Source organism: Embleya scabrispora (assembly GCF_002024165.1).
Taxonomy (GTDB): Bacteria; Actinomycetota; Actinomycetes; order Streptomycetales; family Streptomycetaceae; genus Embleya; species Embleya scabrispora_A.
In genome coordinates this window covers 5,580,097-5,600,567 of sequence record NZ_MWQN01000001.1, presented here as the reverse complement: position 1 = coordinate 5,600,567, position 20,471 = coordinate 5,580,097, and the positions used below count along the sequence as shown (strand labels likewise).

The 20,471-nt window shown below is 72.3% G+C and carries 16 protein-coding genes and 1 tRNA gene; 8 read left to right on the top strand and 9 right to left on the bottom strand.

The window, feature by feature from the left end; all coding sequences use genetic code 11:
- Positions 1–5 precede the first annotated feature (5 nt).
- The 6 genes from B4N89_RS24695 to B4N89_RS24670 all read right to left on the bottom strand — a co-directional run bounded on the left by B4N89_RS24695 (position 6) and on the right by B4N89_RS24670 (position 6,594).
- Positions 6–965 (bottom strand): electron transfer flavoprotein subunit alpha/FixB family protein, encoded by a 960-nt coding sequence (locus tag B4N89_RS24695; RefSeq protein ID WP_078978002.1) that lies wholly within the window; start codon positions 963–965, stop codon positions 6–8.
- 116 nt (positions 966–1,081) lie between these two features.
- Positions 1,082–1,876: an electron transfer flavoprotein subunit beta/FixA family protein gene (locus B4N89_RS24690; protein WP_078978001.1), complete on the bottom strand. Its 795-nt coding sequence runs from the start codon at positions 1,874–1,876 to the stop codon at positions 1,082–1,084.
- A 241-nt stretch (positions 1,877–2,117) separates the two neighbouring features.
- Entirely contained in the window at positions 2,118–3,404 is a 1,287-nt protein-coding gene (locus B4N89_RS24685; RefSeq protein WP_078978000.1) for an adenylosuccinate synthetase, read from the bottom strand.
- Complete coding sequence (locus B4N89_RS24680; RefSeq protein ID WP_078977999.1) at positions 3,401–4,396, bottom strand: hypothetical protein; 996 nt, start codon at positions 4,394–4,396, stop codon at positions 3,401–3,403. The genes B4N89_RS24685 and B4N89_RS24680 overlap by 4 nt, the downstream gene beginning before the upstream one ends.
- A gap of 120 nt (positions 4,397–4,516) precedes the next feature.
- The gene (locus B4N89_RS24675) at positions 4,517–5,671 is read right to left on the bottom strand and encodes a lipopolysaccharide kinase InaA family protein (RefSeq protein WP_078977998.1); all 1,155 of its coding nucleotides are present in this window, start codon (positions 5,669–5,671) and stop codon (positions 4,517–4,519) included.
- On the bottom strand, positions 5,668–6,594 hold the full coding sequence (locus tag B4N89_RS24670) for an NUDIX hydrolase (RefSeq protein ID WP_078977997.1): 927 nt from the start codon (positions 6,592–6,594) through the stop codon (positions 5,668–5,670). Before B4N89_RS24670 ends, B4N89_RS24675 begins: the two co-directional genes overlap by 4 nt.
- A gap of 288 nt (positions 6,595–6,882) precedes the next feature.
- On the opposite strand from B4N89_RS24670, the gene B4N89_RS24665 reads away from it, so the two are divergent.
- Together B4N89_RS24665 and B4N89_RS24660 are read left to right on the top strand one after the other, a co-directional pair.
- Positions 6,883–7,680 (top strand): STM4013/SEN3800 family hydrolase, encoded by a 798-nt coding sequence (locus B4N89_RS24665; RefSeq protein ID WP_201261002.1) that lies wholly within the window; start codon positions 6,883–6,885, stop codon positions 7,678–7,680.
- A gap of 118 nt (positions 7,681–7,798) precedes the next feature.
- Positions 7,799–7,874: transfer RNA gene (locus B4N89_RS24660), tRNA-Thr, on the top strand.
- A gap of 108 nt (positions 7,875–7,982) precedes the next feature.
- Here the strand turns inward: B4N89_RS24660 and B4N89_RS24655 are convergent.
- Positions 7,983–8,837, bottom strand: a complete 855-nt coding sequence (locus B4N89_RS24655) for an ADP-ribosylglycohydrolase family protein (protein WP_078979603.1) — start codon at positions 8,835–8,837, stop codon at positions 7,983–7,985.
- A 539-nt stretch (positions 8,838–9,376) separates the two neighbouring features.
- Here B4N89_RS24655 and B4N89_RS24650 point away from each other — a divergent pair.
- From B4N89_RS24650 to B4N89_RS24635, 4 genes are all read left to right on the top strand, one after another.
- Positions 9,377–11,545 carry a putative bifunctional diguanylate cyclase/phosphodiesterase gene (locus B4N89_RS24650; RefSeq protein WP_201260896.1) on the top strand — a complete coding sequence of 723 codons (2,169 nt, stop codon included), beginning with the start codon at positions 9,377–9,379 and terminating at the stop codon, positions 11,543–11,545.
- A gap of 175 nt (positions 11,546–11,720) precedes the next feature.
- The gene (locus tag B4N89_RS24645; RefSeq protein ID WP_235618765.1) at positions 11,721–13,004 is read left to right on the top strand and encodes a sensor histidine kinase; all 1,284 of its coding nucleotides are present in this window, start codon (positions 11,721–11,723) and stop codon (positions 13,002–13,004) included.
- A gap of 13 nt (positions 13,005–13,017) precedes the next feature.
- Complete coding sequence (locus tag B4N89_RS24640; protein ID WP_078979601.1) at positions 13,018–13,686, top strand: response regulator; 669 nt, start codon at positions 13,018–13,020, stop codon at positions 13,684–13,686.
- 793 nt (positions 13,687–14,479) lie between these two features.
- On the top strand, positions 14,480–15,523 hold the full coding sequence (locus B4N89_RS24635; protein ID WP_414646428.1) for a DUF6745 domain-containing protein: 1,044 nt from the start codon (positions 14,480–14,482) through the stop codon (positions 15,521–15,523).
- Between the two features lie 13 nt (positions 15,524–15,536).
- Here B4N89_RS24635 and B4N89_RS24630 read toward each other — a convergent pair whose 3' ends face one another.
- Positions 15,537–16,496 carry a DUF1152 domain-containing protein gene (locus tag B4N89_RS24630; RefSeq protein ID WP_078977994.1) on the bottom strand — a complete coding sequence of 320 codons (960 nt, stop codon included), beginning with the start codon at positions 16,494–16,496 and terminating at the stop codon, positions 15,537–15,539.
- Positions 16,497–16,873: 377 nt separating this feature from the next.
- Positions 16,874–17,566 (bottom strand): nucleotidyltransferase domain-containing protein, encoded by a 693-nt coding sequence (locus B4N89_RS24625; RefSeq protein ID WP_078977992.1) that lies wholly within the window; start codon positions 17,564–17,566, stop codon positions 16,874–16,876.
- A 258-nt stretch (positions 17,567–17,824) separates the two neighbouring features.
- Here B4N89_RS24625 and B4N89_RS24620 point away from each other — a divergent pair, with 258 nt between their 5' ends.
- Entirely contained in the window at positions 17,825–18,631 is an 807-nt protein-coding gene (locus B4N89_RS24620) for a hypothetical protein (protein ID WP_078977990.1), read from the top strand.
- Between the two features lie 177 nt (positions 18,632–18,808).
- Positions 18,809–20,407, top strand: a complete 1,599-nt coding sequence (locus B4N89_RS24615; RefSeq protein ID WP_078977989.1) for an acyl-CoA carboxylase subunit beta — start codon at positions 18,809–18,811, stop codon at positions 20,405–20,407.
- The last annotated feature ends 64 nt before the right edge of the window (positions 20,408–20,471 follow it).

Below are 20,471 nucleotides of genomic sequence, written 5' to 3'. Positions count from 1 at the left end.
TGCGGCTACTTGCGCTTGTTGATCTCGGCTTCGAGTTGCGGCATCACCTTGAACAGGTCGCCGACCACGCCGTAGTCGACCAGGTCGAAGATCGGGGCGTCCTCGTCCTTGTTGATCGCGACGATCGTCTTGGAGGTCTGCATGCCCGCGCGGTGCTGGATCGCGCCGGAGATGCCGACCGCGACGTAGAGCTGCGGCGAGACCTGGGTGCCGGTCTGGCCGACCTGGTGGCTGTGCGGGTACCAGCCGGCGTCGACCGCCGCGCGGGAGGCGCCCACGGCCGCGCCGAGCGCGTCCGCGACCGACTCGATCACGTGGAAGTTCTCCGCGCCGTTCACGCCGCGGCCACCCGAGACGACGATGTCGGCCTCGGTCAGCTCGGGGCGGTCGGACTTCTCGCGCGGGGCGCGCGAGACGACCTTGGTGCCGGTCGCCGAGGCGGTGAAGTCCACCGTCACGGCCTCCACCGTCGGGGTGGCCGGGGCCTCCTCGGGGGTGGCCGCGTTCGGCTTGACCGTGATGATCGGGGTGCCCTTGGTGACGTGCGCCTTGACCTGGTAGGTCGCGGCGAACACCGACTGCTCGGTAACCGGGCCTTCGGGGCCCGCCTCGACGTCGACGGCGTCGGTGATCAGGCCCGACTCCAGGCGCACCGCGACGCGCGCCGCGATCTCGCGGCCGTCGTTCGAGGACGCGACCAGGATCGCGCCCGGCGCGCCGCCCCCGGCGATCTGCGCGAGCGCGTCGACGGCCGGGGCGACGAGGTACTCGTCCACCTCGGGCGCGTCCACGACGTAGACCTTCTGCGCGCCGTACCTGCCCAGCGTCTCGGTGGCGCCCTCGGCGCCCTTGCCCAGGAAGACCGCGGCCGGCTCGCCGAGGCGGCGGGCCAGGGTCAGCAGCTCCAGGGTCGGCTTGCGGACCGCGCCGTCGGCGTGGTCGACGAGAACGAGGATCTCGGCCATGGTTGTTCTCTCCTACTCCGGTACAGCCCGGATCTCTCCGGCCGGGTTGCGATGCTCGGTCGCCCCGGGGGGCGGCCGGTCAAAGGTGTCGAAACAGTCCGGTTCTGCCGACCGACTCAGATGAACTTCTTGGCGGCGAGGAACGCGGCCAGCTGCACGCCGCCCTCGCCCTCGTCCTCGACGACCTCGCCCTTGGCGCGCGGCGGGCGCTTGGTCGCGGTGTCCACGACCGACCAGGCGGCGGACAGGCCGACCTCGTCCGACTCGATGCCCAGGTCGTCCAGGTCCTTCGAGACGACGGTCTTCTTCTTGGCCGCCATGATGCCCTTGAACGAGGGGTAACGCGCCTCGCCGGTGCGGTCGGTGACCGACACGACGGCGGGCAGCGAGGCCTCGATCAGCTCGGTGGCGACGTCGCCCTCGCGGCGGCCCTTGACCACGCCGCCGCCCTTGCCCGCGCCCTCGACGGTGATCTCGTCCAGGTAGGTGACCTGCGGAACACCCAGGCGCTCGGCGAGCATGGCCGGCACGACGCCCATCGACGCGTCGGTGGAGGCCATGCCGCACACGACGAGGTCGAAGCCCGCGTCCTCGATGGCCTTGGCCAGGATCAGCGAGGTGCCCAGCGCGTCGGTGCCCGCGATGTCGTCGTCGTTGACGTGGATGGCGTTGTCGCCGCCCATCGCCAGCGCCTTGCGCAGCGCGTCCTTGGCATCGTCCGGACCGACCGTCAGGTACGTGATCTCGGCCTCGACGCCGGACTCCACGATCTTGAGAGCCTGCTCGATCGCGTATTCGTCCAGCTCCGACAGCAGGGAGTCGACCGACTCGCGATCGGTGGTGCCATCGTCGTTGAAGCCCCGGTCCCCGGTCGCGTCGGGTACGTACTTCACGCAGACAACGATTTTCACAACAGTTCTCCTGTGGTCGTCCGGTCACCCAGGTGCCGGTCCGAGGGTGTCATGCCCGCCGTCGGGGTCCACGACGGGCCCACGGTTCCGGCCCCAAGATCCATCGATCTCGCGCCACGATGCCACGCCCGCGCACAGGCACACGCGTGACACAGGGCACATTCAATTCTGACGGTCCGTCAACTTCTGGTTCCGAGAGTACGCGGTCCTGGAAAAGACTCCGACCATCGACCCGGAACCACTATGTTACCGGAGAGTAATAGGAGCCTAATACCCCCCGCTCGCGCTTGTCACCGGTGCGCGGACCGAACGAGAGCAAGGTCACCGGGGCACCCAGCCGGGCAGCGGCGAAATCCGGCCACTCGGCGGCCGACGGCGCCGGCTCCACCACCGGTCGCGCGGCCGCCATCAGCGCGGTCAGCCGCTCCGCGTGGGCCAGGTCCGGGACCGGACTCGCCTCGGGTTCGGGCCCGGCGTACGCGCGCACCACACCCAGGCCCGGCACCCGTCCGGGCACGTCCGCGTGGGTGAGCGCGAGCCCGTCCACACCCCCGCACACCGCGACCGCGTACCGATGCGCGACCGCGTCGAAGTGGCCCACCCGGAACGCGCCCTGCCACCGCCCGGTCCCGTTGTGCGGATCCGGCAGCGCGGCCGTCAGCCCCGCGTCCTCGCTCGGCAGCGGCCCGGGCCCGTGCCGGGTGGTGTAGGTGCGCAGCACGCCGAGCCGGTACACCCCCTCCCCCGCTTCGGCGGCCAACGCCTCCGCGCCCGCGAACGTCGTGGTCGACCACGTCGTGTACGGGTGGAACCCGTGCCACTCGTCCAGCAGTACGCCCTGCGCCCCCTCGAACACCACCCGCCCGGCCCGCAGCAGCTCGCCCGTATACCCCCCGTCCACCGCGCGCACCGCCCGCCCGAAGCCGGTGAACGCGGCCACGCACGCCTCGACGTCGGGTCCGAGCGGTGTCCCGAATTCGGCGCTCAACACCTCCCGCACCGCGCTCAACCGCCGACGCAGCAGTCGGGGCGCACCGCAGTCCCCCACCCGCGGCACCAGTTCCGGGTGGGCGAGCGCGAAGGCCGCGGTCTCGCCCACCCCCATCCCGCACGACCCGTGCCGCCCCGCCCCGCGCGCCGACTCCCGGGCCCGATTGGCCGCCGCGTGGTACGGCGTGGTCAACAGCGCGTCCCGGTCCACCGTGAGCAGCGCGAGCGGATCCGCCACCCCGAGCGCGCGCAGGTGTTCGGCCTCCGCGGCCAGCGCGAGCGGATCCACCAGCACGAACCGGGACAGGTGGGTGCGCGTGCCCGGGGTGAACGTGCCCGAGCCGAACTGGGCGAACGTGTGGTGCCGCCCGTCGTCGGTTACCACGTTGTGCGCGGCCTGCGCACCCCCGTTGAACCGGATCACCGCGTGGACCGGCCGCCCCTCCGCACGCCCTCGCGCGCACAGCCGGTCCACCGTGGTGCCCTTGCCCGCGTCGCCGAACCCCAGGTCGACGACCGCGACATGACGAGGTGTCACAGGCGCGTGGTACCCGCGCCGTCGCCCTCGCCCAGGCCCGGCAGCGCGCCGGAGACGGCCACCGCGCCGCCGGAACGGGCGTACGAGGCCAATGCCTTGGACACGTTGGCCACCTGCGCGTCGGCGCCCACGTCGCGCAGGTGCTCCAGGCCCTCGTCCAGGTCGATCGCGTCCTCCGCGAGCCCGATGGTCAGCGCGATCGTCTCGCAGACCCCGTCGGGGTCGTCGAGTTCGATCACGTGCTGCCCGAGCAGGCCCTTCCACTCGCCCAGGACCTCCTTGTCGCCGACATAGGAGGACCCGGCCGGAAGGATGTAGTACACCTCGAACTTGCGCCGCAGTTCGGCCAGGATCCGCTCGATCGGGATGTCCTCGCCGATGTCGTCGCCGATGAACTCCAGCACCTCCGACCGGCGCACCTTGCGGTAGGGCATCTCGTCGCCGATCACGAACAGGTAGCCGCGCTTGCCGCGCTTCTCGTGACAGTCGATCGAGGTGTGCCGGGCCATGAAGTACAGGGCCAGCTCGTAGGATTCGCGCTTTTGCCCGCCGCCGCCGCCTTCGAGCAGGATGTTGCCGAGCTGGTCGTCCATCCGGTTGTCCGACTCGAACTGGCCGACCTGCAAGGGGACTCGGTCGCTGGTCGCGTCGCCGATCGCGCCGAACATGATCTGCGGGTCCTGCACATAGCCCTTGCGCAGCAGCAGTCCGAACAGCTCGGGCAGCTTGGTCTGCAGGGTCTGCGGGACGCGAAGCATCGAGCCGGTCACGTCGAACAGCACCGAGACGGCCAGCGACATGGGGTGTTCGTCGCTGTCCCGGCTCTCCCGGATCCCCGCGAGCGCCGGATCCAGGTCGACGTGCGCCTTCCAGGCGCTGTGCGGCGTGCTGTTCTTGGTGACGTGGTCGTAGTGGAACGCGCTGCGACCGCTGGCCCGGTTGTAACTCTGGGCCGCGTCGTAGACGTTGGTGGACCAATTGCCACTACCCATGGTGCTCACTCCCCGATCGGGACGGAGGGATCCGTGCGTGGATGTCCGGCCGGCCCAGCGGGCCGGCCGAAGGTGCGACGGAAGCGGGCGGAGACCGCCGCCGCTTCCGTCGGATGGGACCTACGACTCGCGACGCGTGGGCATCGCGAACGGCCGGAAGCGGCGCGGGCCGTAGAGCTTGCCGAGCAGTTCGTCCAACTCGCCGAGCAGCTTCCACGCGTCGTGCGGACGGCGTGCCGGGGCGGGCAGCGAGCAGCCCCGGGCGAAGCGCAACAGCGGCTTGGGCGCGTCCGGCGCGAGCAGGCCGGTGACACAGCGGGTCGCCATGTAGACGTCCGCGGCGGTCTCCGGCGGCTGCTTGGCCGGGATCTCCGGCGGGTACAGGTCGGCGTGCCGGTCGATCATCGCGGGTACGTGCTCGACCGCCTTCGCCCGCAGGATCGCCTCCGGTGGGGCCGCGCCGGCCGGGCCGTCGAGCAGCACCGAGTAGCACCAGTCGACCAGGACCAGGCCGTGCTCGCGCGGGTGGATCAGCACGTGGTCGGGGGTGATCGCGCCGTGGACCACACCCGCGCGGTGCGCGTATCCGATCGCGACCAGCAGTCGGCGCCACATCCAGGCCACGTCGCGCGCGTCCAGACCGTCCGGGTACGCCTCGCGCACCTCGGCCAACGACCGGAAGCCGCGCACCCGTTCGATCACGTTGGCACGCCGCTCGGTACCGGACGCGGCGTCGCGATGGCGGAACGTCTCGATCAGCCGGGGTACGTAGTTCGCGTATTCCGGATCGCCCTCGCGCGCGATCCGCTCCAGGGCGGTGGCCTCGCGCTCCATCAGGTCGTTGTCGGTGACCGAGCGCGGCAGCTTGAGCAGCGCCCGCGCCTCGCCGTCGTCCTCGGCCCGGTAGTTGACCTTGTAGAGCGTGGCGATGTCGCCGCTCGCCCGCTCGCCGCCGACCGAGTAGACCCGGCGCTTGGTGGTGATCACCACCTGACGGCCGGTCACCCCGGTGATGTCCTGCTGATAGCGGTTCCACGACTCGCCGAGCCGGGTGAACGCGGCGGCGGCCTCGGCGCGGCGGTCGGCCGGCGCGGCGTCCGGGTGGAGCAGGCGCGCGAGCAGCCGATAGGTGCGGTTGCCCGCCCGCAGACAGGCCTCCGGTGTGCCGTCGTAGGGCCCGAAGACGCCCTGCGGGTCCGGTGCGCCGGCCAGCAGGTCGAGCGCGTCGTCGAAGGTGGTGGGGCCGGTCGAGGTGGTGCCGGGCGTCCTGGTCATCGGGAGTCCTCCTCCGGGGACGGGCGCAGCAGCGCCGGGTGCAGCAGACGTGCGGGGCCCGCGCGGTACAGCCGGGCGCGGCGCCCGCCGCGCGCGCCGCCGCGGGCGGTGGTGGCGCCGGTGTCCCGGACGAAGCCGGGTACCGAGAGCACCTTGCGGTGGAAGTTGCCGGCGTGCATCGGCCGGCCCCACACCGCCTGGTAGACCTCGCGCAGTTCGGTGACGGTGAACTCCTCGCCCGCGAACGCGGTGGCCAGCGGCGAGTATTCGAGCTTGGCGCGGGCGCGCTCCAGGCCGTCGGCGAGGATGCGCGCGTGGTCGAAGGCCAGATCGGCCGGGTCGACGTCGGCGACTGGGACCCACTGCGCGTGGGCGGCGTCGCCGCCGGCGGTCGGGTCGGGCAGGTCCGGGGCGAAGGCGAGGTGGGCGACCGAGACGATCCGCATCCTCGGGTCGCGGCCGGGCGCGCCGTAGGTGCCCAGCTGTTCGAGGTGGAGCCGGTCGAGCCGGGTGCCGGCGGCGAGCCCGGTCTCCTCGGCGAGTTCGCGCTCGGCGGCCTCGGCGAGGTCCTCCTCGTGCCGGGTGCCGTCCGGATCGATCACCGGGCGGACGAAGCCGCCGGGCAGCGCGAGCCGGCCCGCGAACGGCATCTCGCCGCGCCGGACCAGGAGCACGTGCAGCGCCTTGGCGGCGCTCTCGGCTCCCTCGCCGGCTTCCCGGCCGGCCTCCGGCTCCGTCCCCGCCTCCGAGTCGCCCCCGGCCCCGCCCCCCGCTCCGCCCTCCGGATCGACCGACGCCCCGGCCGGCGGGCCGAGTTGACGAATCGTCAGCGCGACGATGTCGACGGTCACCGCGATCGGCTCGAAGGCCCTGGGGTCGTAGGACGCGAGCCAGTCGCGTTCGGTGGTGGCGGTCTCGGCCATATCGCGATTCCCTCCCGTGTGCTCATGGCGATGCACGTCCGACGCGGCCCTGTCGGTTCACGTTCCCGACACCGACTCGACGGTTGTTCTCCGGTTGAGATCTTCTTAATCTGAGAACAACATACACGGGCGGATCCGAACCGGCGAGGGGGTTATCCCTCGAAGAGTCCCCTCCCTCTGGTAGGCATGGGCGATCCACTCGCCGCCCGCGTGCGGGCCACCGGCGGCGGCCCCGAACACCCGAGCAGAAGCGGAGCAGGTGGCATGTCCGATATGACCGATCCCGACATGAACGCCGTCGTGGGTGAGCAGGACCTGCTGCTCGTCACGCTCGACGCGCTGCGGTACGACGTGGCCGTCGAGCTCGCGGCGGCCGGCCGACTGCCCAATCTCGCGCGGGTCCTGCCCGAGGGCGGCTGGCAGCGCCGGCAGACCCCGGCGCGGCTCGCCTTCGCCGCGCACACCGCGTTCCTCGCGGGCTACCTGCCCACCCCGGAGGGACCCGGCCCGCACCCGCGCCTGTTCGCCTCCCGCCTCGGCGACACCGAGACGACCGGCGCGCACACCTGGCTGTTCGACACCCCGGACCTGCCCAGCGCGCTGACCAAGGCCGGCTACCACACCGCGTGCATCGGCGGGGTCGGCTGCTTCGACAAGCAGGGCGCGCTCGACTCGGTGCTGCCCGGGATGTTCGCCGAGAGCCACTGGGACCCCGAACTCGGCGTCACCTCACCGATCTCCTTCGAGGCCCAGGTCGCCCGGGCCGAGCTGGTGGTCGGCGGCCTGGACCCGGAGCGCCGGTTGTTCCTGCTCGTCGACGTCGCCGCCGTGCACCACCCGAACTGGTTCCACACCCCCGGTGCCACCGCCGCCGACGGCGACACCCGCGACACCCACGCGGCGGCGCTGGAATACGTGGACCGGCACATCGGCCGGCTGTTTCGCGCGATGAGCTACCGCCGGCCGTGCTTCGCGATCGTCACCAGCGACCACGGCACCGCCTACGGCGAGCCCGCGCACACCGCCGGCGAGGTGGTCTGGACGGTGCCCTACGCGCACTTCACGATGAGCCCCGGCGAGTGGTGAGCGCCGCTCCGGGGGCGGGCGCGAGCCCGGGTGCGCAACCGCTCCCGGGCCGGGCCGGCGACCCGAACGGATCAAGTTGGCAGACCGAACGCGGATCCGGTAAGTTTTCGCCGCGCAGGCCCCAATAGCTCAGTCGGTAGAGCGTCTCCATGGTAAGGAGAAGGTCTACGGTTCGATTCCGTATTGGGGCTCCAGGCAGACGAGAGGCCCCCGGTTCGCCGGGGGCCTCTCGTCTTTCGGCCGCCCACCCCTCGGGACGCGGCCGAGGCGATCTTTCGCCCGCCTTTCACCCGGCGCGCGGCTCAGCCGAACCGCGCCGTCAACCGCGCGTCCAGGCCCGCGAGATGGCCCCGGCCGTACGGGCCGTCCTCCAGGCCCGTCAGCAGCGCGCTCGGCAGGTCCTGGGCGTACTCCGCCGAACAACTCGCCGCCGCCAGCGCGATGGTGGCCACCGTGTCCACGTCGCCGGTGTACGCGACGCACGCGCGCAGGAGCGCGGCCGTGCCGGTGCGCGCGGCGAGCGCGGTGACCGCCGCGCGGGTGCTGTCCATCCCGGCGGAGCCGACCTTGCCTCGCCACGGCTCGGTCCACACCGTCGGGCCGGTGGACGCGGGCAGGTTCGCCGCCAGCCAACCCGGCAGCTCGGCGACCGGGCCGAGCCCGTACCGGCAGTAGTGCACCGCCAGCGCCGCCGCCGCGGCCGAGGTCATCCCGCCCGGCGTGCGGTGGGTGATCCGGGCCTGGAGCGCCGCCGTGCGCCGCACCTCGTCCCGATCCGGCAGCAGCCCGATCACGCCCGCCCGCATCGCCGCGCCGCTCTTGTCGCTCTCCGGTCGCAGCACCTCCAGAAGCCGTGTGCCGTCGGCGACTTCCTCGAGTACGCCCCGGAACCCCCGCGCGTATCCGGCGCGCGGATCCCGCTTGTACGCCCGCACGAACAGATCCGCCAGCGCCGGAATTCCGCGATCGTCACCGAGCAACCACTCGGCGACCGCGATACTCATCTGCGTGTCGTCCGTATATCGACCCGGCAGCACGTCACGATGACGGGGATGCTGCACATAACCGGCGAGTGTGTTGCCTCGCGTGACGAACGAGCGCTCCGCGTACTCGAACCCGGCGCCGTACGCGTCGCCCACCGCCAACTCGACCATCATCGGGACCACATCCTCTCTCCGGACGGGTCGCCGAACGCCGGTCGCGGCGGCGCCCCGACTCGCCGACGCGAGCCGGTAGAGCGTACCGTTACCCGGGGGCAACAACCTGATGGTCCGTCAGTCATCGCGTCGGGCGCCCTGCGTGCGCCGGAGCACGCGGGCGTACGCCACAATTCGGTACGGACCCGCGCGCACCACCTGTCCCTCTCCGGAGTGATGCTCCTCGCGCCGTGTCCAACTGCAAGACGTTTCCGCGCCGCGGCGGATACCGTCAACGATGATCACGCGATCGTCGGGACGTGTCGGACGTATCATCCGGCTCGTCCGAACGGGTGATAACGGGTGATGTGGCTCGTTCACACGGCCGCTGGGGATTGTGGCCGGCTCGTCCGAGAGGCGACCGCACCGACATTGCGCGGTGGCGGATCGCCCCCGAGGAGGAAAGGTGGGGCGGTGGATCGACCATCGTGGGCGCCGGGCACGTGGCTCCAGGCGTGCCGGGGAGCCGACCGGCGCTGGACCACCGTGGGGAGCACAGGGTGAGCGGCGGAACGGACGACGCGCGCTTCGACGGGGCCGAGGGGTCGCTGAGCCGCTTCGCCCGCGACTGGGCCCGCACCATCGAGGGCACCAGCTTCGTCCCGCTGAGCGGAGCCGAGATCGAGGAGTACCTGCGCGGGCAGGCCGAGCGCCTCGCCCACGCGCTGCGTTCCGATCCGTTCGACCCCGCGATCGCCCGCGAGGTCGGCGCGTCGCTGGTCGGGCAACACTTCACCGGCAGCGGGACGCTGGAGCGCACGCTGGGCCTGGTCGGCCCCTGGTGGCCCGTGCTGCGCGCCAAGGCCGCCGCCCAGGGCCACGATCCCGACGTCTGGCTGGAGCGGGTCTCCGCGCTCACCGGGGCGCTCGCGGCGGGCTACGCGGAGGCCCTGCGGCGGCGCACACTGGACGAGCAGGAGGCCATCCACGCCGCCGTCCTGGTCGCGCGGGACAACGCCGAACACGCGCTGCACACGAGCGAGGCGCGCTTTCGGGCGGTCTTCGACCAGGCCGCGATCGGCATCGGGATCGGCGACGTCGACGGCAACGTGATCGACGTCAACCAGGCGATGACGACCATGTTCGCGGCCAGTGTCGAGGAGATGTGCAAGCGGCAGGTCCGCGACTTCATGCACGCCGGCGACACCGACCACATGTGGAAGCTCTACGACGAGTTGGTCACCGGCGAGCGGGATCACTTCGCGCTGGAGAAGCAGTTCGAGAACGCCGACGGCGAGACGTTGTGGACACACCTGTCGCTCTCCCTGGTCCGCGACTCCAAGGGCAACCCCGAGTACCAGGTCTGCATGCTGGAGGACGTCACCGACCGCCACCGCCTGCACACCCGGCTGCGCCACCAGGCGATGCACGACCAACTCACCGGGCTGCCCAACCGCGCGCTGTTCGTCGAACGACTGACCGCGGCCTTCGAACACCCGGGCCCCGGCGATCGGGTCGGCCTGTGCTATCTGGACCTGGACGGGTTCAAGGTGGTCAACGACAGCCTCGGGCACGACGTGGGCGACCAGTTGCTGGTCGCGGTCGCCCGGCGGCTGAGCCGGTACGCGGGCCAGGCCGGGCATCTGATGGCGCGGATGGGCGGCGACGAGTTCGTCATCCTGGTCGAGCACTCCACCGGGACCGGCCAGGTGGTGGCGCTCGCCGACGGCGTATTCGCCGCGCTGCGCGAGCCGTTCCGGATCCGCGGCCACGATCTGACGGTCACCGCGAGCATCGGCATCGTCGAACGGCCGGTGGCCGGCACCAGCCCGGCGGACACGCTGCGGGCGGCCGACATAACGCTGTACTGGGCCAAGTCCGACGGCCGCGGCCGGTGGACGGTGTTCGACACCGACCGCAACGACCGCGAGGTGGCCCGCTACACGCTGTCCGCGGAGATGCCCGCCGCGCTGCATCACGGCGAGTTCTACGTCGACTACCAGCCGCTGGTCTCCCTCGCCGACGGCGGCGTGCTCGGCGTCGAGGCGCTGGTGCGCTGGCGCCATCCGCGCAACGGCCTGGTGGGACCGGACCGCTTCATCGGCCTGGCCGAGGAGACCGGCCTGATCGTGCCGCTGGGCATGCACGTGCTGGAACAGGCCTGCCGCGAGGCCCGCCGCTGGCAGGACCTGGAGCCGGACAGCGCGCCGTTCATCAGCGTCAACCTGGCCGAACGCCAGTGCCGCGAACCGGGCCTGGTCCGGCAGGTGGAGCGGGTGCTGGCCGAGACCGGCCTGGATCCGGGCCGGCTGCAATTCGAGCTGACCGAGAGTCAGATCATGTCCACCGACGGTGGTCCGCTGGAACGGCTGCGCGAACTGGCCGCGATGGGCATCCGGATCGCGATCGACGACTTCGGCACCGGCTACTCGAACCTGGCCTATCTGCGCCGACTGCCGGTGTGCGAACTCAAGATCGCGGGTTCGTTCGTCGAGGGCCTGCGCCAGCCCGGCGACTCGGACCCGGTGGACGGGCGGATCGTGGCCTCGCTGGTCGAGTTGGCGCACGCCATCGGGCTCACCGTGACGGCCGAGGGCATCGAGACGGCGGTCCAGGCCGAGCGGCTGCGGGCGATCGGATGCGACGCGGGGCAGGGGTGGTACTTCTCCCGCCCCGGGCCGCCGGACCGCATCGAGGGGATGCTGGCGGGGGTCAAGGAGCCCGGTTGAGGGGTGGGCGGTCGCGTCCGGGCCGTCATACCCGTCATACCTCCGAGCCAGTCGGCAAGGCGGCTCCGCGGCGGGATGCGCGCCGGTGGGGGCGGTGCGTAGCTTCGGTGCCGGGGCCGGGTCGGGCATCGACCCGCCCGGACGGCGGAGGTAGGGCGTGCCTAGGGTTGGTCTTGTGCGGGAGGGCAGCGGGGGCCGATTCGGATCGGCACTGGGCACCCTGACCCGTACACTCCGTGACGACCTGTGGACGGCGCGGCCCGATCCGCTGCCGCGGAGTTGGCGCGACTGGCAGCCGGTGCTGCTGCTCCTGGTCGCGTTCGTCGTTTTCCCGATCGGGATCATCGGCGTCAACGAGGCCATTTGGCAGTACGGCCTGGGCCAGGGACTCGGCGTGGTGCTGGGCGCGATCCCGCCGCTGGCGGTCGTGTGCTCGGTACAGCGGCCGGTGCGGGCCTGGTGGGCGGTGACCGTGACGATGGTCCTGGTCGCGGTGCTCGCGAGGCCACAGGGGTCGCAGATGTACCCGTGGACCGGGAGCGGCATCGCGCTGCACGCCGCCGTGTTGTTCGTACTGGCGCTGCGGATGCGCCCGCGGATCGCGGCCGAGGCGCTGGGGATCAGCGTGCTGGCGGGGGCGGTGTGCACCCTGGCCGCGTCGCCCGTGCACAACCCCGATCTGTACCGGGCCGCCGTGATCTTCTGCGTCACGGTGCTGGTCGGTGCGGCGCTGCGCGGCCGCAGGGAGGCCCGGACGCAGTTGGAGGCGCAGACCGAACTCACCGCCGAGGAACGGGCCAGACGCACCCTGCTGGAGGAACGCACCCGGATCGCCCGGGAGTTGCACGACGTGGTCGCCCATCACATGTCGGTGATCTCGATCCAGGCGCAGGTCGCGCCGCATCTGGTGGCCGAGCCGTCCGAGGCGTTGCGGGAGAACCTGATCGGCATCCGGGCGAACGCGGTGGACGCGCTCGCCGAACTGCGCCGGGTACTGGGCGTCTTGCGCTCCGAGGACGACCTGTCGAGTGCCATGCGGCACGTCCCGCAGCCGACCCTGGACCGGCTGGACGAGTTGGTCGACAACGTACGCGGCGCCGGCCTCGACGTCGAGACCCGGATCACCGGCGAGCGCCGGGCGTTGTCGCCGGGGGTCGAGTTGTCCGCGTTTCGCATCGTGCAGGAGGCGCTCAGCAACGTGCTGCGGCACGCGCCCGGGGCGACGATCCGGGTGGAGGTGGGGTACCAGGCCACGGGATTGGCCCTGCGGGTGGCCAATACGGCGCCGCCCGCGGCGGGGGTCGTGGCCGGGGTCGGGGCGGGCGCGGAGGGCGGGGGGCACGGGTTGCTCGGCATGCGGGAGCGGGTGGCCATGCTGGGGGGCGAGTTCGCCGACGGGCCGATTCCCGGCGGCGGTTACGAGGTGGTGGCGCGGTTGCCGCTGGGGAGTGGTACGTGAGGGGGAACGGTTCGTGACCGTGCGGGTGTTGATCGCCGACGACCAGGTGATGGTCCGGCAGGGGTTCACCGTGCTGCTGAACGCCGAGCCCGACATCGAGGTGGTCGGCCAGGCGGTGGACGGCCTCGACGCGGTCGCGATGGTCGCCGAACTGGCCCCCGACGTGGTGCTGATGGACATCCGGATGCCGCGCCTGGGCGGCATCGAGGCCACCCGCCGCATCACCGGTCCCGCCGACGCCGCGGCCAAGGTTCTCGTACTGACCACCTTCGACCTGGACGAGTACGTGTACGAGGCGCTGCGCGCCGGCGCGTCGGGCTTTTTGCTCAAGGACGCCTCGGCCGAGGAACTGGCCCACGCGGTAAGGGTGGTGGCCGCCGGCGACGCCCTGCTCGCGCCCAACCTCACCAAACGCCTGATCGCCGAGTACGCCCGCCTGGCCGGCGCCCCGAAGATTCCCGCCAAGGGCCGGATCGGCGACCTGACCGAACGCGAAACCGAGGTCCTGTCCCTGATCGCCCAGGGCCTGTCCAACGCCGAGATCGCCGCCGGCTTGGTGGTGGCGGAACAGACGGTGAAGACCCACGTGGGCCGAATCCTCGTCAAGCTGTCCCTACGCGACCGCACCCAGGCAGCGGTATACGCCTACGAATCCGGCCTGATCCGCCCAACGGGCTACTGACCCGCACGCCCGCGGCCGGGCGCGGTCGGGCGCGGCGCGGACCGGTCGGGCGCGGCGCAGACCTGGTCAGCCGTAGTCGGGTGCGGCGCAGGCGCGGTGGGCGCAATCTCGGGGCCGGACCAAGCGCGGTGGGGTGTCGGCCGGGCGCGGTACCGGCGTAGTGGGCGCGGTCGGGCGCGATACAAGCGCGGCGCGGGTGCGGTCGGCGCGGTCGGGTGCGGCGCAGGCGTGGTGGGCGGGGCCGGGTGCGTGCGGCTGGGGGCCGGTTGGGGGTCGGTTGGGGGTCGGCTGGGGGTCGGTTGGGGGGAGGTGGTGTCGGTGGGGGTGGTTAGCGTGTCGGCGCGAACTGCGAGTCTTGGGAGACACGATGGCCCCGCCGCCCCGCCGACTGCCCGGCATCGCGCTGCCCCGTAAGGCGCCGGCCGCGCACCCGGCGCCCCGCCCGGCGCCGCCCGCCAATCCGGCCGCCGCGGCCTGGTCCGCGCTCCGGGCGAACGTGGCGAGCATGGCGCGCGAGACGGAGGCCCCGCGCGACGCGTCAACGGCCCACAAGGGCGTCCCCGCTCATCTCGTCCCACCCCCGGTGCCCGCTCCCGCGCACCCCGGGCCCCGCCGCGCGACGGGCGTGATTCGCTCGCGTCCCGGCAACGGGCCGGTCCGAGTGCTCCGGGACGCGGATCGGGTGGTGTTGCAGGAGGCCGCCGACCACTGGGCCGAGGTGGTCTCCGCCACCGGCGGGGCCGATCGGGAGGCGGCCGAGCGGGCGATCCGGGCGGTGTACCGCGCCGCCGGGATGGCGGAGCCCGAGCGGGTGGTCTGGTACGACTCGCCACTCGCGGCGGCGGTCGCGGCGACGGTGGCCTCCGGTACGTGTCGGCCGGCCGACCTGGCCGCCACGCGGTTGTCGGTGAAGGTGCCCGGCCGTCCCGGTCGGCCCGTACAGGAGCGGCTGTGGAGCGGGCCGTGGCAGGCCGCCAAGGCCGAGGCCGGCGCGGCACTCGGCGCGGCCGGTTGGCAACTCGCCTGGAACGAGGCCACGTCGAGGCTGTGGGAGCCCACCCGCGAGTTGACCGAGCGGATCCGCGAGGCCGTACACGCCGGCGTCGGCGCGACGGACCCCTCCGTACGCACCCCCACCAGACGCGCGGCTTCCGTCCCGGGCCGATGGGACGTCGCCGACAAGGTCCGCGCGACCACGTACAGCGCCCTCGGCGGCCAGTTCGACGGGGCGTGGCTGGCGGTGTTCGACGGACTGCGCAGGTGTTTCCCGGAGTTCGAGTTCCCCATCGTGGCCGAACTGGGCGAGGTGGCCCGCCACGTCGGCTGGTGGTGGCCCCACGAGCGGGTCGCCCTCGTCAGCGAACGGCCCACCGTCCTGCGCCGCGACGACCACTCCCGACTGCACGACGGCGACGGCCCCGCGCTCGTGTACGCCGACGGCTTCGCGCTGCACGCGTGGCGCGGGATGCCCGTACCGGCCGCCTTCGTCGGCGGCCTCGGTCCCGGCGGCAGCCGGCTGACCGCACGGGCCATCCGGAACGAGCGCAACGCCGAACTGCGCCGGGTCATGCTGGAGATCTACGGCTACGACCGCTATCTGCGCGAGATGGGCGGCCGGCCGCTCGACCGGGACGAGACCGGCGTGTTGTGGGAGATCGACCTCGACGACGACGAGCCGATCGTGATGGTCGAGGTGCTCAACTCCACCCCGGAGCCCGACGGCAGCGTCCGCACCTATTGGTTGCGGGTCCCGCCGGACACCGAGACCGCCCGCGAGGGCGTGGCCTGGACGTTCGGCCTGAGCCCGGACGACTACCACCCGCTGCGCGAGACCTGACGGCCGATCGGCCTCAGTGCGGGATCGCCCGCCTGGGCCGGGTCGACGGCAACTCGTCGCGGAACTCCGCTATGCGCGACGAGACTTCCCAGATGTTGCGGGTGCCCTCCAGTCGGTCGAGGTAGAGCGAGCGTTCGGCCAGGCCGGCCAGGTCGACGGTGAAGTACACGCTCATCAGCGGATTGATGAACAGTTCGCTGTTCCCGGTGCGTTCGGTGAAGTGCGCGTCGCCGAACCGGCCGGTCAGCGCCGCGCCCACCGAACCCTGCACGATGCTCGGGCGGCGCGGGGTGACCCGATTCGCGTATGCCACCGCGTCCAGGAACAGCGTGCCCTCCCGCGATTCGCGCGGGATGGACAGCGCGCCCAGATAGTGCCCGGACCGGCTGAGCGCGGCCAGGTTCTCCAACACCTGCGCGTGGCAGATCCCGTGGTAGGCGTCGATCCCGAACCCGAGCGAGGCCACCAACCGGACCGGTACGTCCACCCCGGCGACCGCGGCCAGACTGGCCATGTCCTCCTCCGGTGTGCCGAGGGACGCCTCGTCGCCGCGCATCAGAATGTCGGTCCCGCCGTCGACCAGCACGATGGCGTCGATGTCCAGGTCCCGCACCAGGCGCCGGTACAGCGCCCGCAGCGGCTTCACCCCGGTCTTCGCGAACGCGTACACCGTGTCCGGGAAGCCGTTGCGCGACAGCCACATCGCCAGCGCCCGCTCGGGGAAGTAGTCGTCGTTCCCCGGCGTGTCCGACCGCACCGCGGCCAGCCCCGGCGCCACGCGTACCGAGGACGGCAGGTGATCCACCGTCACGAACGACAGATTGGCGAAGTGCGCCCGCTTGCCCGCGTCCGTCAACGCGATGCCGAGCGGCAGCCCGGCGAACACGTCGAATCCACCGCCCGCCCCGGCGATCAGCACCGAGCGGGCATCCCGGAGGCGGGCGAAGAGCGGAGGTTCGGCGAGTGTGAACACGGCCGGACCGTACCAAGGTGATCACCGCGAAGGTCAACACATTTGAGCCGTACCGCAAGGCCCCGGGCGTCCCCGACCGGACGCGGATGCGCTCGGGGCCGACGCTCGCCGCCGCCGCGCCGACCGCTATCGCGCAGGTCGCACCGGGACGGCGGAGGAGCGAAAGCCGCACTCCCCGCACTGGAACAGGTCCGGGCCCTCCACGTGCCAGTCGTGCGGCGTGGCGTCCCAGTGTTCGAAGGAGTTCTTCCAATCCTTCCGGGGCGGCCTGCTCCTTCGCGGAGGATCGTTTTCCTGCGCCAGCGCCATGATCGCGCCCCCTTCGAAGGTTCCGGTCCGTGTCGATACCTACCCACACGGAGCGTATTCGACCTCGGTCAGGGAGTGAGTGCGGCCATCCGCAATTCCACGACCAGCGTGTTGATCGCCGCGCGGTCCGGGCGGTCGGGGAGCACCGAGGTCACGGCGTCGAGGCGGGCCTTCTCGTGCTCGAAGCGCGCGGCGAACGCGGGCGGGTCCTCCGCGGCCAGCCGGCCCGCGGCGAACAGGTCCTCGCGCTGCGCGCTCACGTCCAGGATCAACTCGCCGGTGGCGAGCAGGCGTTGGGCCTGGAGCAGCAGGCGCAGACAGTGTCGGCCGTGTTTGGCGGTACGTCGGGCGGTGTCCGCCGAGAAGCCGTCCTTGCCCGCCTCGTGCCGACCGAGCAGGCGTTTGGCCTGCTGAAGCGCATATCCCCCGTAGGCCGACCGGACGTACTCCGTGGACAGGAACTTCCCACGCAGGGCCCGGAGTCGGCGACCGGCCTCGGTCTCGACCCGATACTCCGGAAGCCACAACAACTCGGTCACCGTCGGATTGCACTTGAGCGCGAGCGAGCAGTACTTGCCCAGTTCGTGCATCGTCACGTCGGGCTTCGTGGTCACCCGCGAGCGGCCGGCCGCCGCCGCGCCGTCCAGGCCCAGCACCTCCCGCGAATCCGCGAGGAAGACGCCGAGCAGATCCTCGTCCGAGGTCTCGGTGGCCAACCCGTAGGCGGTCGACCCGACCACCCCCATCAACAACGTACGCATCCCGCCGACCTCGCTTCCCCGTGACCGTCCCCCGAGCCCGCAGTATCCGACACCGCACACCCGATGCGAATCCCGTTTTCCGTCCCGGCGACTCGCCGGCCTCGGCCGTCGCGCTGCGAAGAAGTTCCGAGAAACCCCGCGAACGATCTTGCCTGATACCCCCTGGGGGTATAACTTCGTCTGCGTGGCCGGTACCGCCGGCCGCCGACGAAGAGGCCGAATACCTCGAACACCACGCACATCGCCAGGGAGCCCGTCATGACCGTCCACGCCCACCACGCAGCCGCCCCCGCCACCCCCGAGGGTCTTCAGGTCTCCCGCGACGGCTACACCCTGGTCCCCGTCGCCGCGCCCGCCGGCACCTTCGCGTTCCGGATCGACGGCCCCGACGGCACCCCGGTGCGCGAGTACGTCCCGCAGCACGACAAGGACCTGCACCTGATCGTGGTGCGCCGCGATCTGAGCGGCTTCCGGCACGTACACCCAGTCCTCGGCGAGGACGGCGTCTGGACCCAGGAGCTGACCCTCGACGAGGCCGGCACCTACCGAATCTTCACCGACTTCGCCCCGGCCGCCACCGGCAGCCCGCTCACCCTCGGCGTCGACATCCACGTCGCGGGCGACTTCCGGCCCGTGCCGCTGCCCGCCCCGGCAGCGACCGCCGAGGTCGACGGCTACACGGTCACCCTCGCCGGCGAGCCCGCGGCCGGACAGGGCGCGCACCTCACCCTCTCGGTGGCCCGGGACGGTGTGCCCGTCACCGACCTGGAGCCCTACCTGGCCGCGTTCGGCCACCTGGTCGTGCTGCGCGACGGCGACCTCGCCTACCTGCACGTGCACCCCGGCGGCGCGCCCGGCGACGGGGTCACCCCGGCCGGTCCGGAGATCGCGTTCCACACCGAACTGCCCAGCGTCGGCGCGTACCGGTTCTTCCTCGACTTCCGACACGGCGGCGTGGTCCGCACCGCGGAGCTCACCGTCGAGGCGGGCAAGCCCGCGCCGCACGCCCACGCGCCGGAGCAGGCCGCCGACCCGCACGCGAGGCACCACGGGCACCACGGCTGATCCCAGCCGCCGACGCGGCCCCGCCCGGGGTCGCGTCGGCGCCGGTGTGCGCCGACCGACCCGGGGGCAGCGCCGGCGCCCGCGACTCCCCCGCCCCGCTCGGGCCTTCCATAGCCAAGTGACCGGCCGTTAACATCCGGAAGCTGCCTTCGCGTCGACAGGCGAGGAGTCGAGGTCGTGCCCGTTCTGCGTTCCCGTCTCGATCCCCGGTCCGACACCTACCGGGCCAACCGCACCGCACAACTGGCCGCCCTCGCGGCGCTGCACGAGCAGTTGGACCTCGCCCGGGCCGGCGGCGGCGAACGTTACGTCGAACGACACCGGGCCCGCGGACGCCTGACCGCCCGTCAGCGCATCGAACTGCTGCTGGACCGGGACGCGCCCTTCCTGGAGTTGTCCTCCCTGGCCGCGTGGGGCACCGAGTTCACCGTGGGCGCCGGCATGGTCACCGGTATCGGTCCGGTCTCCGGCGTGGAGTGTGTGCTGATCGCCAACGACCCGACCGTGCGCGGTGGTTCGGTCAATCCGTACTCCCTGCGCAAGAACCTCCGCGCCCTGGAGATCGCCCGCCGCAACCGACTCCCGGTGGTCAACCTGGTCGAGTCGGGGGGTGCCGACCTGCCCACCCAGGCCGAACTGTTCGTGCCCGGTGGCCGGGTCTTCCACGACCTGACCGAGCTGTCCGCGCTCGGAATCCCCACCGTCGCCCTCGTGTTCGGCAATTCGACCGCCGGCGGCGCGTACATCCCGGGCCTGTGCGACCACGCGGTGCTGGTGGCCGGCCGGGCCAAGGTCTTCCTCGGCGGCCCGCCGCTGGTCCGGATGGCCACCGGCGAGGAGGCGGACGACGAGGAGTTGGGCGGCGCCGCGATGCACGCGCGGGTATCCGGGCTCGCCGACCACTACGCCGCCGACGAGTACGACTGCCTGCGGATCGGGCGGCGCATCGTGGCCGACCTGAACTGGCGCAAGCACGGCCCCGGGCCGAGCCGACCGCCCGACGAGCCGCTGTACGACGTCGACGAGGTGCTCGGCCTGGTCCCCACGGACCTGCGCGTCCCCTTCGATCCGCGCGAGGTGCTGGCCCGGGTGGTGGACGGGTCGCGGTTCGACGAGTACAAGTCCGAGTACGGCGCCGCCCTGGTCACCGGCTGGGCGTCGGTGCACGGCTTCCCGGTCGGGGTGCTGGCCAACGCGCGCGGGGTGCTGTTCGGCGAGGAGTCCCGGAAGGCCGCCGAGTTCATCCAACTCGCCAACCGCTCGCACACCCCGCTGCTGTTCCTCCAGAACACCACGGGCTACATGGTCGGCACCGCGTACGAACAGGGCGGCATCGTCAAGGACGGCGCCAAGATGATCAACGCGGTGACCAACTCCACCGTCCCGCACCTCACCCTCAACATCGGCGCGTCCTTCGGCGCGGGCAACTACGGGATGTCCGGGCGTGCCTTCGATCCCCGCCTGCTGTTCGCGTGGCCGACCGCCAAACTCGCGGTGATGGGCGCGGCGCAACTGGCGGGCGTGCTGTCCATCGTCGGCCGCCAGGCCGCCACCGCTCGGGGGATCGCCTTCGACGAGGACGTGGACGAACTGCGGCGCGGCGCGATCGAGGCGCAGATCGAACGCGAGTCGCACGCCTTCTTCGTCACCGCGCGGCTCTACGACGACGGGGTGATCGACCCCCGCGACACCCGCACGGTACTCGGAATCGCCCTGTCCGCCGCACATTCGGCCCCGGTCGCGGGTACCACCGGCTACGGGGTCTTCCGCATGTAGGCCCGACCTCCGCCGGGGTCCGCGCCCGCGCGGCCACTCCCGCAACCACCCCCGCCGGCCACCC